Below are 13,177 nucleotides of genomic sequence, written 5' to 3'. Positions count from 1 at the left end.
GATCCCGATGAACACCGGCTCTCCACTGGCCACCCGAGTTTGCCGCCCGGCCTGTCGTTCGGCAGATCTGCACCCTGTCAGAAAATAGCCAGAACACGTCATGGTGTGCCGGATCTGCATCATTTTACGCAGTTTTTACATAGCAGATCGCTGGCATGAAACGGGCAGAGCGGTTAGTCTAGCGGCGTTGGACCAACCCCATGAGGTACAGATGAAAACCGTATTGCGTTTTAGCCTGCTGGGCGCCTTGTTGCTGGGCGGCAATGCCTTCGCCGCCGAACCGAAAAAATTTGATATCAGCATGTTCCCGGCTGCCGAAGTAAACCAGGAACGTGTCGTGATCCGCCTGCCGGAAGTCGAGAACGAAGCCGACATGATGGTCGAGCTGCAGGTCGGCAAGAAAATGATGGTCGATTGCAATGTGCCGCGCTTCGCCGGCAATCTGGAACAGCACAGCCTCAAGGGCTGGGGCTACAACTACCTGATGCTCGGCAAGGTGTCCGATCCCATCAGCACCCTGATGGCCTGCCCGGATGGCCAGAAGAAAGAGACCTTCGTCCAGATCTACGGTCAGGGCTTCTTCGTGAACTACAACTCCAAGCTGCCGTTCGTGCTCTACGTCCCGCAGGAATATGAAGTGCGCTACCGTCTGTGGCGTGCCGACAACCTGGCCCAGCCGGCCATGATAGAGTAAGTCTCCATCGAGACCAAACCTCCCGCTTTGGTTCATGATTGATGTAAAATAGAGCGCCGAATGGCGCTTTATTTTTGGCCAGAAATCGTCTGCGCCGCGTGCCAAACCTTTACAGAACCTGACATAACTCCGCTTTTTTTCTCGCTTTTTTGCTCCTGCCTCCCCTGAATACCCACTGGATCATGGCGAAATCACTTTCGATGAAAGAGATTTATCCATATAGTGAAAAAATTGATTTTGCACTCTGCGACGGCCTGATGATACTTGCCCGCAAAGGTCAAACTAACCAGAAAAAGAGCACTATGAGCTTCGAATCCGACAAGCGTTTCAACGACTTCAAACATTTTCCCCGTGGCCTGCGTCGCAGTGGCGAATTCACTGTGGCCGAAGCGGACAGTCTGGAAAAATACGGCACCGCCATGCTGGCGCTCTATCAGGGCAACCTGACGCCGCGCGATGACATAGAAAGCGCCTTTCTCGAACAGATCAAATCCGGCGCCGCCGGCAGCAACCCCCACGCCAAGGTGTGGTTCAAGTATCTGAAGGTGATAGGTCCCAAGCGCGTGCATCGTCTGTGCACTGTCGCGGGTGGCGCCAACGAGGAAACCGGTGGTGGCGGGTTTGAAGGTGGCAGTGGCGGCGGCAGCGACGAGTCCATCGATTAATGGATACCGAACTGCTTCGGACCTTTATCGAGGTCAGCAAGACCCGGCACTTTGGCCGGGCGGCTGAGAATCTCTACCTGACCCAGTCGGCGGTGAGCTTTCGGATCCGCCAGCTCGAGCAGCAACTCGGGGTCAGTCTGTTTGCCCGCCATCGCAACAACATTCGCCTGACCGCCTCCGGTGAGCGTCTGCTGCCCTATGCAGACGCCATCTTGCATACCCTGGGCCGCGCCAGGCAGGATGTGGCCCTCTCCCCCGGTTTCAGCCAGCAACTCGCCATAGGTGCGCCCGCCGTGTTTTGGGAGCTCGATTTCAACGACTGGCTCAACCATGTCTATGCGCTGGCCCCCGGCCTCGCGGTGCGGCTCGAAACCGCTTCCCGCGAGCACCTGTGCCGCCAGTTGCTGGAGCGCTCTCTCGATCTCGCGCTGCTCTCCGAGCCGACCAAGATCGACGAGATAGCCCTGCACCCCATCGGTGAGCTGGTGTTCGAGCTGGTGAGCCGGGATGCTGCCGCCAACGCCGACAGCCTGATGCAAATGCCCCACATTCACCTCGACTGGGGCACCAGCTTCGAGCCGCAGCCCAGCCGCTTGCAAAGCCTGCAAAAGACCCCTGTGCTGCACTCGAGCTCCGCCAACATGGCGCTGCAGTTCGTGCTGGCCAATGGTGGCGCCGCCTATCTGCCACGGCGCATGGTGAGCCCTTTCCTGGAGCAGGGACAGCTGCATCTGGTGGAGGGAGGCCAGCCGCTCAGTCGTCCGCTCTACCTCGCCTATCTGGAGAAATCCGATCGCCGGGAGCTGATCGATCAGCTGCTGACCTTGCCGCTCGGTTGGGATGGAGCCGATCTGCGCCTGCCGCAGCCCGAGTAACCTCGGGCCGGATAGCACAGACAGAAAAGGGGCCGAACAGGCCCCTTTTTTATGATGCTTATGTGCAATCGCATCAGCCGTGCTGGCGGCGGTCGTTGGCCTGGGCCAGCAGCGTGCGGCTCTCGCGCAGGAACTCGTCGGCATGCTCGCCAAAGAAGCCAGATACCTGCGAGAAGGCATCGATAAAGCCGGCCCTGTCCCCCTGCTCCAGCAGCCCCAGCACCTCACCAAAGTTCTGGTAGTAGCGACGGATCATCGCCAGATTCTGCGGTGACGACAATATGATGTCGGCATAGAGCTCAGGATCCTGGGCAAACAGCCGCCCCACCATGGCCAGCTCCAGCCGGTAGATGGGAGAGCTCAGGGTGAGCAAGCGGTCGATGTTGGCCTGCTCCCGCGACAGGTGCCAGCCGTAGGCGAAGGTAGCGAAGTGGCGCAGCGCCTGGATGAGGGTCATGGCCTCGTCGTGAGCCTTGGCTTCCACCTGCTGCAAACGGGCGCCCCAGATGGTCATCTGATCCAGCAGCCACTGACTGGCGGCCGCATCACGGCCCTGACAGCAAACGATCACCTGCTTGGCGAGGCTCGCCACATCCGGGCCGAACATGGGGTGCAGCCCCAGCACGGGCCCCGGGTGTACCGCCAACATATGGGCAAGCGGCTCGCTCTTGACGCTGGTGACGTCCACCAGCAGGCAATCGGCGGGCAAGTTGCCGAGGCGATCGATGATCTGGCAGGTGATATCGATAGGCACCGCCACCATCACCAGACCCGCATCGGCCAGGATGGCTTCAGCCCTTGGCCAGTCTGCTTGTTCTAGGGTCTCGACCCGGTAGCCGGATAGGCCGAACATGTGGCCGAACAAGCGGCCAAGTTGACCCAGTCCGCCTATGATGACCACTTTGCCAAGATCCGGCTTCATGCATTTGAAGTGGTTATCTTTTTCGCTGGCCGATTCGAGGATGTAGGATTCGCGCATCACCCGGCGCAGCACATCCTCGATGAGATCGCCGGGCACTCCCAGCAGTTCGGCCTCGGTCCGGCGGCGGGCCAGCATGCTTGCCTCCCTGTCCGGTGCATAGATGGGCAGGCCGTGGCGGCTCTTCACCTCACCCACTTCCCCCACCAGAGCCAGTCGTGCGGCCAGCAGATCGATCAGCTGTCTGTCCACCGCATCAATCTTGTCCCTGAGGGCATTCAACTCTTCAGCCATATCCAGTCCCTGCTGGCGCCGCTGGCGGCGGCGCCCTGTTATTCAAGAGGCAACAAGGTATCACTGCGTGGGCAGTGATACCTATATGGTTCAATCAGTTACGACAAGATACCACGGCTTACCGTGCAGTTCTGCCCTTGAGCGGCACCGCCAGCTCGCGATGGCATCGCTCCAGCAGAGCGGCTGTGCTATCCCAATCGATGCAAGCATCGGTGATGGAGACGCCGTAGCGCATCTGCTCCTTGGGCTGCTCGCTGGACTGGTTGCCCTCGAATAGGTTGGATTCGAGCATCACCCCTATGATGGAGCGGTTGCCCTCCTGGATCTGGTGGATGACGTTGTCGGCCACCTTGGGCTGCAAGCGGTGATCCTTGCTGGAGTTGCCGTGACTGCAATCCACCACCAGACCGGGCAGCAGGCCCGCCTTTTCCAGCGCCTCTTCCGCCAGCGACACATTGACCGAGTCGTAGTTCGGGTGCTTGCCGCCGCGCAGGATCACGTGGCCATCCGGGTTGCCCTGGGTCTGCAACAAGGCAACCTGGCCCTGCTGGTTGATCCCCATGAAGGCATGGGGGCTGGAGGCCGCCTGCAGTGCATTGATGGCGGTACCCAGGTTGCCGTCTGTGCCGTTCTTGAAGCCCACCGGCATGGAGAGGCCGGACGCCATCTCCCTGTGGGTCTGGGATTCTGTGGTACGGGCGCCGATGGCCGACCAGGAAAAGAGCTCCGCCAGATATTGCGGGCTGATGGGATCGAGCGCCTCGGTCGCCAGCGGCAACTCCAGCTCCGCCAGCCAGCAGAGCAGCTCGCGGGCGCGGTGCAGCCCCAGCTCCACATCGAAGGTGCCATCCAGATTCGGGTCGTTGATAAAGCCTTTCCAGCCGACCGTGGTGCGCGGCTTCTCAAAGTAGACCCGCATGACAATGTAGAGAGAATCCTGGTAGGCATCATGCAGCGCTTTGAGTCTGGTTGCGTACTCTTTGGCGGCGTCCATGTCGTGGATGGAACAGGGTCCACAGATCACCAGCAGGCGGTGATCACGACGGTGGATGATGTCGGCGATGGTGGTACGGGCCCCTTGCACGAATGCCAGCGCCTGGTCGGAGATGGGTAGCTTCTCCTTGAGCTGGGCAGGCGTGATCATCACTTGTTCGGACTGGATATGGATGTTGTTCAGGGGGTCTCTTTGCATTTTCTCATTCTCTCTACAGTATTTAAGCCAATTGCACTGAGTGTATTATTTTATTTACACAAGTCAGCACTTTGTTACGCAACCGCCCTCACCTTACCAAGGAAAAACAAACAATCAAGTGAAACTAGCGGATTAACTGTCTGATAGGTGGATAAACGACCAGGTTGGCGACCTGAACAGCCAGAAAGTAGCGGGTAAAGAGTCCCTGACCCGACAAAAACGTAAACATATAGTTACACCCCAATACTGCCGTCAGCGCTGCTCGACCACAATCCCACCCCAGTGCTTGCCTCCATTTTATAAAAAAAGCGGGGCACCTGGCCCCGCTTGCGTTCCCGTGTTGCTCTTCTTTTATGATTTGCCGTGTGCCTTGATGGCGTCAACCGCCTTGTCCGGGAAGTCGCTGAACACCCCGTCCACATCGGCCTGATAGAGGAAGATGTTGAGCAGATCGCTGAAGTCCTTGGCATAGGCCGGGATCTGCCCCTCATCCTGACGGAAGGTATAAGGATGCACCTTGAGACCGGCGGCGTGGGCCTCTTTCACCATATTGGTAAACACAGGTTTGCCCAAGGTACCCGGCTCCGTGACTATCATCGGCTTCCAGGGGCCTATCCCTTCCGCGTAGCCGGCTATGGTCTTCATGGCGCCCGGCTTGAACATCCAGTCATAGTTGTAAGGGGTTGCCTTGCCCTTGGCGTCATAGACCATGGTCTCGTTCCAGTCGGTCTCGGCCATCAGCTGCACCAGTTTCAAGTCCATCCCTAAGGCAGGCATCAGCTCGCTGTTGATGCGCTTGAGCTCGTCGGCATCGAAGCACTGCAGGTAGACCTTGTCATCCTTCCCTGTGTAGCCGTACTCCTTGAGCACAGTGAGCACCGCCTTGGAGATGTCCTTGCCTTCATGGCGGAATAGCCAGGGGGCCTTGATCTCCGGATAGATACCTATGTTCTTGCCGGTGCTCTTGTTGAGCCCCTGGATCATCTCTATCTCTTCCTGGAAGGTGTGGATCTTGAAGCTGGACTTCCACAGCGGGAAGCGGGCCGGATAGACCGGTACCTGCTTGCCATTCACCAGCTGGAACGGCTCCGTCATGCGCAGGGAGCGCACCTCGTCCAGGGTGAAGTCCACCACATAGTAACGACCGTCCGGGCGAGCACGGCCGGGGAAGCGCTCGGCCACGTCCGTAATGCCATCGAGGAAGTGATCGTGCATCACCACCAGCTGGTCATCCTTGGTCATCACCAGATCCTGCTCCAGATAGTCGGCCCCCATGCCATAGGCCAGCGCCTTGGATTCCAGGGTGTGCTCGGGCAGATAGCCAGAAGCGCCACGGTGGGCGATCACTATCTTGCCTTCGTCGGCAGCAAGAGCGGGCAATGCGAGGGCGGCCCCCAGGCCAAGGGCAATCAGGGAGAGAGAGATTTTTTTCATGCGAGGTGCTCTTTGTTATTGTTTATTTGGTGTAGGTGTTTGTTATAGCAGAGGTTTATTGCATTTTGACGACGGGCGGCCAAGGGGCCGCCCGCTTCTTCATCAGCTGGCCTTGGGCAGGGCGTGCTGGTGTTGCTCCAGCCAGGCGTGCAGTTGCTGCTGCTCAGGCTGAGACAGGCGCAACCCCAGCTTGCTGCGGCGCCACAATATATCTTCCATCGAATGGGCCCACTCGCGGCTCATCAGATAACGCACTTCCGACTCGTACAGACCGGCCCCAAAGTGCTGGCCGCGCTCCTCGTGCAACCAGAGGCGGGCGTGGCTGCCATAGGCCTCGGCGATGCGACGGGCATTGCGCTCATCCAGCCAGTCGAATTCGAGCATATAAGCGCGCGCCAGCTCGGTAGTGGAGCAATCAAATTCGCCACCGGGCAGACGGCTGGTGGCGGTCCAATCCTCGCCCATCTGGCTGAACCAGGGCTTGAGCTTGTTGCAGGCGGCCTGGGCCAGCTTGCGATAAGTGGTGAGCTTGCCGCCAAACACGGACAGGAGCGGCGCACCGTCGGATTCGCCGGAGAGCTCCAACGTGTAGTCGCGGGTCACCGCCTGCGGTGAATCGGATTCGTCATCACACAGCGGGCGCACGCCGGCATAGGTCCAGATGACCTCTTTGGGCGCTATCTGGCGGGTGAAGTGGGCGTTGACCACCTTGCACAGGTAGTTGATCTCGGCGTCGCTGATCTTGGCTTCGCGCGGGCTGCCGTGATGCTCCACATCCGTGGTGCCGATGAGGGAGTAGTCCTGCTGATAGGGGATGACGAAGACGATGCGGTTGTCCTCGTTTTGCAGGATATAGGCCTCTTCGCGCTCATGGATGCGCGGCACTATGATGTGGCTGCCCTTGATGAGGCGGATGCCACGGGGAGATTTCTCGTGCAGGCTCTCGTCATAGAAGGTCTTGACCCAGGGGCCGGCCGCATTGACCAGACCACGGCAGGTGACGGTGAACTGCTCGCCCCCTTCCCGCTCCAGGGTCAGGGTCCAGTGCTTGGAGCCGCGCACCGCCTTGATGCAGCGGGTGCGAGTCTGCACCTCGGCCCCTTTATCACGAGCCATCATGGCGTTGAGCACCACCAGGCGGGCGTCATCGACCCAGGCATCCGAGTATTCGAAGCCCTTGTTGATGCCGCTCTTGAGACCGTCTTGCGGCAGGAAGCGCACGCCGCAGCTGCCCTTGAGCTTGTCGCGCTTGGCCAGGTTGTCATACAGGAAGAGACCGGCGCGGATCATCCAGGCCGGGCGCAGATGCGGGCGATGGGGCAGCCGAAAGCGCATGGGACGGGCGATGTGGGGAGCCATGCCGAGCAGCACTTCCCGCTCCGCCAGCGCCTCTTTCACCAGCCGGAATTCGTAATGTTCGAGGTAACGCAAGCCACCGTGGATCAGCTTGCTGGAATTGGAGGAGGTGGCAGAGGCGAGATCCTGTGCCTCGAACAGGGCAACCTTCAGACCCCGACCCGCTGCATCAGCCGCAATGCCCACCCCATTGATGCCGCCGCCAACGACGACCAGATCATAATGTTCGCTCATGTTCACCTACTCTTTCTTATTTTGTGTTGCCATGACAGCAATGTTTGATTTCGCTCATATTAGAGCATGAAAAAATGATAAACGAACATTTTATGGAGAAAATGTGATCGCGATTGTTTTGGCAATGCTAAAAATGCTGCCAGTCGGTGATCAGGACGTCAGCAAGGGGGCGGGCAAAAAAGCGTGCGCGAGATCGCGCTCATGCCCAGGGGCATTAAGGAACAAGCGAAGGGGGTGTAAGCAGAGGGGATAAAGCGGCAAAGAAGCGGCCGCCTGTGCGGCGGCCTGATGCCAGATAGGGGCTAACGGCGACTCAGCAGATGTGGCACTCGATCTGATGCTGGGACATCAGCCGCATCAGCTTCTCGGGCGGCTCCTGATCGGTGAACAGGGCGTGGATCTGGTTGAGGTTGCCCAGATTGACCATGGCATTGCGGCCAAACTTGGTGTGGTCGGCGGCCAGAAACACCTGACGGGAGTGGGCTATGATGGCTTGGGCAATCTTCACCTCGTGGTAGTCAAAATCGAGCAGAGAGCCGTCGTTGTCGATGCCCGAGATGCCGATTACACCGTAGTCCATGCGGAACTGGCCGATGAAGTCGCGGGTCGCCTCCCCCACTATGCCGCCATCCCGGTTGCGGATCTCGCCACCGGCGATGATGACGGTGAAGTCATCCTTGGCGGTGAGAATGCTGGCCACGTTGAGGTTGTTGGTGACCACCCGAAGCTCGCGGTGATCGAGCAGGGCGCGGGCGATGGCTTCTGTGGTGGTGCCAATGTCGATAAAGAGCGATGAGCCGTCGGGAATGTTGGCCGCCACTTCGCGGGCGATGCGCTCTTTCTCCTTGAGTTGCATCACTTTGCGGGCGCTGTAGGCGGTATTGACGGTACTCGAATGCAGGGAGGCACCGCCATGATGGCGCCGGATCTTGTTCTGTTCGGCGAGATCGTTCAGATCACGGCGAATGGTCTGGGGACTGACGTCAAAGTGGGTCACCAGATCCTCCGTCGAGACAAAGCCCTGCCGCGTCAGGACGTCCAGTATCTCCAGATGTCGTTGGGTTTGCTTCACGCTTGAACTCCGATGATGAGACGAAAAAAGGCCCCGGCAGATGCGGGGCCTTTGGCAGTTTACCTGATCCCTTTTCGGATCGATAAGGGCAGGATCACGTTTTATGCCTTATCGGCAGCCGCCTTCTTGGCAGCGACGGCGATGTTCTCATGCTTGAGGGTCATGGCCAGCAGTATGATGGAGATCACGCAAGACGCGGTCAGCACCATGAAGCCACCATCCCAGCCGAAGTGGTCAACGGTATAGCCCAGCATGGCGTTGGCCGCCACGGCACCACCCAGATAACCGAACAGCCCGGTGAAGCCTGCCGCGGTACCGGCTGCCTTCTTGGGTGCCAGCTCCAGCGCATACAGACCGATCAGCATGACAGGGCCGTAGATCAGGAAGCCGATGGCCACCAGCGCCATCATGTCGATGGTGGGGTTGCCAGCCGGGTTGAACCAATAAACCAGCACAGCGACTGTCACCAGCACCATGAACAGGATACCGGCCGGGGCACGGCGGCCCTGGAACATCTTGTCCGAGATCCAGCCGCACAGCAGGGTGCCCGGAATACCGGCCCACTCGTACAGGAAATAGGCCCAGGAGGAGTTGTCGACGCTGAAATCCTTGGCCTCTTTCAGGTAGGTCGGAGCCCAGTCCAGCACACCATAACGAATGAGGTAAACGAAGGCGTTGGCAATGGCGATGTACCACAGCAGCTTGTTGTGCAGCACGTACTTGACGAAGATCTCCTTGGCGGAAAACTCCTTCTCGTGGCTGGCGTCATAGTCCTTCGGATAGTCGTCCTTGTACTCCTCGATGGGCGGCAGACCCACGGATTGCGGGGTATCACGCATCACGAAGAAGGCGATCACCGCAATGGCGGCAGCAGCAGCAGCCGGCACATAGAAGGCACTGCGCCAGTCATTGAACCAGCCCATCCCGAGGATGAACAGCGGACCTATCATGCCGCCGCCGACGTTGTGCGCCACGTTCCAGACCGCGACCACTTCGCCACGCTCTTTCTGTGACCACCAGTGCACCATGGTGCGACCGCAGGGTGGCCAGCCCATGCCTTGTACCCAACCGTTCAGGAACAAGAGCACGAACATGATGGCGATGCTGGAAGTAGCCCAGTGCACAGTCCCCATCATGAACATGATGCCGGCCGACAACAGCAGACCGGCAGAGAGGAAGTAGCGGGCGTTGGATCGGTCAGACACGTTCCCCATCAGGAACTTGGACAGACCATACGCAATGGAAACCCCGGACAGGGCCAGGCCCAGGTCACCGCGGGAGAATCCCTGTTCGATCAGGTAAGGCATCGCCAGACTGAAGTTTTTCCGTACCAGGTAGTAACCGGCATAACCGAAGAAGATCCCGAAAAACACCTGCCAACGCATGCGTTTGTAGAAGGGATCGACCTTGTCGGCCGGGAGCCTGTCTATGTGTGGTGCAGGCCTGAAGAGACTAAGCATGTTCTGCTTCCTTATTGTTGTTGTGGGCGGTTGAGGGTGCCCTGTCCATGCTGACCAACCAGAGGAGTCCTGATTCGAAAGCGAGCCTATTGTGCTCACATGTGAACATTTAATCTGTGATGGAGGCTCAAATATTGCAGTTTTATTACAAAAGAAAGTACCAAGTGAGTAGTCACTCATCAGCCGCAATCCCTTGTATAGCAAGGCTTTCAGCTACCCACTAAGTGGTATAACCACTGTTGCAACTTGCTTTCCGTCACATTTTCTTAGCAATGAGTGGGATCTTGTCCACATTTCCTGCGGGGAGGGCGTGGTGAATGTTCGATTTAGGTTTATTTTCTCTCTCGTCCGATAACGAGCGCAAACGAGCATAACGTTTGCGTCAGCTCAAAAAACAAGAAAAAACGTTTTCGGACGCAATAATGGGACTGAAAAAACAACAAAACGGAACATCAAACCTACTCTGGGTGGATATAAGGAATAAAAGTATGAGCATACAAAGACCCAATACCCTGCTTGGCGAGTGCATCGCCGAGTTTATCGGAACCGGCCTGCTGATATTTTTCGGCGTCGGTTGTGTGGCCGCCCTGGTGCTGGCCGGTGCCAACTTCGGACAATGGGAAATATCCATTACCTGGGGTCTGGGTGTCGCCATCGCCATCTACGTGACCGGCGGTATTTCAGGTGCCCACCTGAACCCGGCCGTGACCCTGGCGCTGATGACCTTCTGCGGGTTCGACAAGCGTAAAGTGGTGCCCTACATCATCGCGCAGGTCGCAGGCGCCTTCTGCTTCGCCGCCCTTGTCTACTTCCTCTACGGCGGCCTGTTCACCCAGTGGGAAGTGACCCACAACGTGGTGCGCGGCAGCGTCGAGAGCCTCGGCACCGCCGGCATCTTCTCCACCTACCCGAACGCCCTGCTGAACAACATGCAAGCCTTCGCGGTCGAGCTGGTGATCACCGCCGTCCTGATGCTGGGCATCATGGCGCTGGGTGACAACAACAACGGCGCCCCCAAAGGCTTCGCCGCCGCCCTGCTGATCGGTATCCTGATCGCCGTGATCGGCGCCTCCCTCGGCCCGTTAACCGGTTTTGCCATGAACCCGGCCCGTGATTTCGGCCCCAAACTGTTTGCCTTCCTGGCAGGCTGGGGTGACGTGGCCATGACAGGTGGTCGTGACAACCCCTACTTCTGGGTGCCCATCCTTGGCCCCATCGTCGGTGCCCAGCTTGGTACCGCCCTGTATGTGAAAGTGTTGGCTCCCTGTGTGCCTGGCAACCGTGTTGCCGCCACCGAGCAAGCTGCCCAAACCGCCAAAGAAGAGGCCGCCGCATAAGAGCGGCCCTCCCCAACGTGTAACAACGTGGAAAATAAAAACGTGGAGAACATCATGTCTGCTGAAAAAAAATATGTCGTCGCTCTGGACCAGGGTACTACCTCTTCCCGCGCCATCGTGTTTGACCAGGATGCCAACATCGTCGGCACCTCCCAGCGCGAATTCACCCAGCACTACCCGAAAGCGGGCTGGGTAGAGCACGACCCCATGGAGATCTGGGCGACCCAGTCTTCCGTCTTCACCGAAGTGCTGGCCAAGACCGGCCTGCGCAGCGAAGAAATTGCCGCCATCGGCATCACCAACCAGCGTGAAACCACAGTGGTATGGGAAAAGGCCACCGGCAAACCCATCTACAACGCCATTGTCTGGCAGTGCCGCCGTACCGCGGCCATCTGCGAAGAGCTCAAGGCCCGCGGCCTGGAAGAGTATGTGCGCGAGAACACCGGCCTGGTGCTGGATGCCTACTTCTCCGGCACCAAGGTGAAGTGGATCCTCGACAACGTCGAAGGAGCCCGCGAGAAGGCGATGAACGGCGAACTGCTGTTCGGCACCATAGACACCTGGCTGGTGTGGAAGATGACCAACGGCGAAGTGCACGTCACAGACCCGACCAACGCCTCCCGTACCATGCTCTACAACATCCGCGACCTGAAGTGGGACGAGAAGATGCTGGACGAGCTGGGTATCCCCATGTCCATGCTGCCAGAGGTCAAACCCTCGTCCGAAGTCTACGGTTACACCACCCGTGGCGGCGGCTCCCGCATCCCCATCGCCGGTATTGCCGGTGACCAGCAGTCTGCCCTGTTCGGCCAGCTCTGCTTCGAAAAAGGGATGGCCAAGAACACCTACGGTACCGGCTGCTTCTTGCTGATGAACACGGGCACAGAGCCGGTTCGCTCCAACAACGGCCTGCTGACTACCGTCGCCATCGGCCCGAAAGGGGAAGTGAACTACGCGCTGGAAGGGGCTGTCTTTATGGGCGGCGCTACCGTGCAGTGGCTGCGTGACGAGCTGAAACTCATCCACGATGCCCGCGATACCGACTACTTCGCCTCCAAGGTGGGTGACACCAACGGCGTCTATCTGGTACCGGCCTTCGTCGGTCTGGGCGCTCCCTACTGGGATCCCTATGCTCGCGGCACCATGGTCGGCCTGACCCGTGGCGCCAACCGCAACCACATCATTCGTGCCGCACTGGAATCCATCGCCTACCAGAGCCGTGATGTGCTGGATGCCATGCAGCAGGACTCCGGCATCAAGCTGGCAGCCCTCAAGGTAGACGGCGGCGCGGTTGCCAACGACTTCCTGATGCAGTTCCAGTCCGACATGATGCACACCCCTGTGGTGCGTCCAACCCGCATCGAGACCACCGCCATGGGCGCCGCCTTCCTGGCCGGTCTGGCCGTCGGCTTCTGGAAGAGCTCTGACGAGCTGGAAGACAAGTTCAGCGTGGATCGTGAATTCATCCCGCAGATGAGCCACGAAGAACGCAACAAGCTCTATCACGGCTGGCAGAAAGCGGTTGAGCGTTCACGCCGCTGGGCCGAAGAGGATTAATCGGACAACCGACATCTTTCCGAGATGAAAATACAAAGAGGCCGACAGCGATGTCGGCCTCTTCTTTATTCAACCAGGCATCCACAGT

At 58.8% G+C, this 13,177-nt stretch carries 11 protein-coding genes; 5 read left to right on the top strand and 6 right to left on the bottom strand.

Going from position 1 to position 13,177, the window contains the following annotated elements; genetic code table 11:
* The first annotated feature begins 211 nt into the window (after positions 1-211).
* The 3 genes from eco to hdfR all read left to right on the top strand — a co-directional run bounded on the left by eco (position 212) and on the right by hdfR (position 2,234).
* Positions 212-694: a serine protease inhibitor ecotin gene (eco, locus tag BN1128_RS01230; RefSeq protein WP_042865770.1), complete on the top strand. Its 483-nt coding sequence runs from the start codon at positions 212-214 to the stop codon at positions 692-694.
* Positions 695-996: 302 nt separating this feature from the next.
* Positions 997-1,359 (top strand): MaoP family protein, encoded by a 363-nt coding sequence (locus tag BN1128_RS01225; RefSeq protein ID WP_042865769.1) that lies wholly within the window; start codon positions 997-999, stop codon positions 1,357-1,359.
* Positions 1,359-2,234 carry an HTH-type transcriptional regulator HdfR gene (hdfR, locus tag BN1128_RS01220; protein WP_042865768.1) on the top strand — a complete coding sequence of 292 codons (876 nt, stop codon included), beginning with the start codon at positions 1,359-1,361 and terminating at the stop codon, positions 2,232-2,234. The genes BN1128_RS01225 and hdfR overlap by 1 nt, the downstream gene beginning before the upstream one ends.
* A gap of 73 nt (positions 2,235-2,307) precedes the next feature.
* On the opposite strand, the gene tyrA is transcribed toward hdfR, so the two are convergent.
* The 6 genes from tyrA to glpT all read right to left on the bottom strand — a co-directional run bounded on the left by tyrA (position 2,308) and on the right by glpT (position 10,195).
* Positions 2,308-3,447 (bottom strand): bifunctional chorismate mutase/prephenate dehydrogenase, encoded by a 1,140-nt coding sequence (tyrA, locus tag BN1128_RS01215; protein ID WP_042865767.1) that lies wholly within the window; start codon positions 3,445-3,447, stop codon positions 2,308-2,310.
* 118 nt (positions 3,448-3,565) lie between these two features.
* Positions 3,566-4,639: a 3-deoxy-7-phosphoheptulonate synthase gene (locus BN1128_RS01210; protein WP_042865766.1), complete on the bottom strand. Its 1,074-nt coding sequence runs from the start codon at positions 4,637-4,639 to the stop codon at positions 3,566-3,568.
* A 351-nt stretch (positions 4,640-4,990) separates the two neighbouring features.
* Positions 4,991-6,073: a glycerophosphodiester phosphodiesterase gene (gene glpQ, locus BN1128_RS01205; RefSeq protein WP_042865765.1), complete on the bottom strand. Its 1,083-nt coding sequence runs from the start codon at positions 6,071-6,073 to the stop codon at positions 4,991-4,993.
* 102 nt (positions 6,074-6,175) lie between these two features.
* Positions 6,176-7,663 carry a glycerol-3-phosphate dehydrogenase gene (glpD, locus tag BN1128_RS01200; protein ID WP_042865764.1) on the bottom strand — a complete coding sequence of 496 codons (1,488 nt, stop codon included), beginning with the start codon at positions 7,661-7,663 and terminating at the stop codon, positions 6,176-6,178.
* A 313-nt stretch (positions 7,664-7,976) separates the two neighbouring features.
* Positions 7,977-8,735, bottom strand: coding sequence for a DeoR/GlpR family transcriptional regulator (locus BN1128_RS01195; RefSeq protein ID WP_005310067.1), 759 nt, complete (start codon positions 8,733-8,735; stop codon positions 7,977-7,979).
* Positions 8,736-8,836: 101 nt separating this feature from the next.
* The gene (gene glpT / locus BN1128_RS01190; RefSeq protein ID WP_042865763.1) at positions 8,837-10,195 is read right to left on the bottom strand and encodes a glycerol-3-phosphate transporter; all 1,359 of its coding nucleotides are present in this window, start codon (positions 10,193-10,195) and stop codon (positions 8,837-8,839) included.
* Between the two features lie 488 nt (positions 10,196-10,683).
* Here glpT and BN1128_RS01185 point away from each other — a divergent pair, with 488 nt between their 5' ends.
* Complete coding sequence (locus BN1128_RS01185; RefSeq protein ID WP_042865762.1) at positions 10,684-11,532, top strand: MIP/aquaporin family protein; 849 nt, start codon at positions 10,684-10,686, stop codon at positions 11,530-11,532.
* Between the two features lie 54 nt (positions 11,533-11,586).
* A complete protein-coding gene (gene glpK / locus BN1128_RS01180; protein ID WP_042865760.1) occupies positions 11,587-13,089 on the top strand; it encodes a glycerol kinase GlpK in 1,503 nt (500 codons plus the stop codon).
* Positions 13,090-13,177: the final 88 nt, after the last annotated feature.

It is taken from the genome of Aeromonas piscicola (genome assembly GCF_000820005.1).
Taxonomy (GTDB): Bacteria; Pseudomonadota; Gammaproteobacteria; order Enterobacterales; family Aeromonadaceae; genus Aeromonas; species Aeromonas piscicola.
This window is presented reverse-complemented; position numbering and strand designations above follow the sequence as displayed.